General features: G+C 67.2%; 1 pseudogene. It reads right to left on the bottom strand.

The annotated features are described in order from the left end of the window. Positions 1–522: 522 nt before the first annotated feature. A pseudogene (locus CSQ87_RS10640) lies at positions 523–815 on the bottom strand (lactaldehyde reductase); the annotation flags it as partial.

Raw genomic sequence — 815 nt, 5'->3', positions numbered from 1 at the left:
CCGCCACGGAACGAGCGTCCACATACTCGACGGACATGCGGGAACGTTCACCCCACCGACACCGAAACGACACCACCGGGAGCCTAAGGCCCCTCATCAGACGGCCTGCGGCCGCCAGCTTCCCCCACAGGGGGAAGCCAGACAGAATGCGGGACCGAAGACTCCCCTCGACCATGCAACGCCCGAAGGCTCGCCTGTCGACTCGCTTTCCGCCTACGGGCAGCCCCACTGCCCGCTTTACGGCGGAACCCTGTCGGCTCGCCTGAGCCCGGCGAACGCCTCTGGCGTCCGCAAAGCGGGCTCAGCCTAAGGGGAAGGCCAAGCCCCCGCTGGATGGACGGTCCGGTGGACCGTTCATAGCAGCATGGCCCCACCGGCCATGCGTCGCACAACACGTCGGGGGCTCCCGGCGCCAGCCGGGTGGGGGTGGTCAAGCACGCTTCACTCAACCACCCCCAGTCACGCAAACGCGTGACAGCCCCCGCTGGCGGGGGCGAGACGCCTATGCAAAGGCTGAAGCGACTACATCAGCGACTTGTAGATCGCGAGGATGTCCTCCTCGGTGGCCTTGCGCGGATTGCCCGGCGTGCACACGTCAAGGAACGCGTCATGCGCCAGCGGCGCCAGATCCACCTCGGTGGCGCCCACCTCGGAGATGGTCGTCGGGTTGCCCAGATCCACGGTCAGCTGGTGGACGGCCTGCACGGCCTCCTCGCGCACGGTCTCCAGATCGCCGGTGTACGCGTCCTCGACGCCGAACGCGTCGGCGATGTCGCGGTACTTCTCGCCCGTATGGTCCTTGTTGTACTCCATCA

The organism is Bifidobacterium simiarum (genome assembly GCF_002802905.1).
Classification (GTDB): Bacteria; Actinomycetota; Actinomycetes; order Actinomycetales; family Bifidobacteriaceae; genus Galliscardovia; species Galliscardovia simiarum.
The sequence above is the reverse complement of the archived record's forward strand: the minus strand, read 5'-3'. Positions and strand labels throughout refer to the sequence as shown.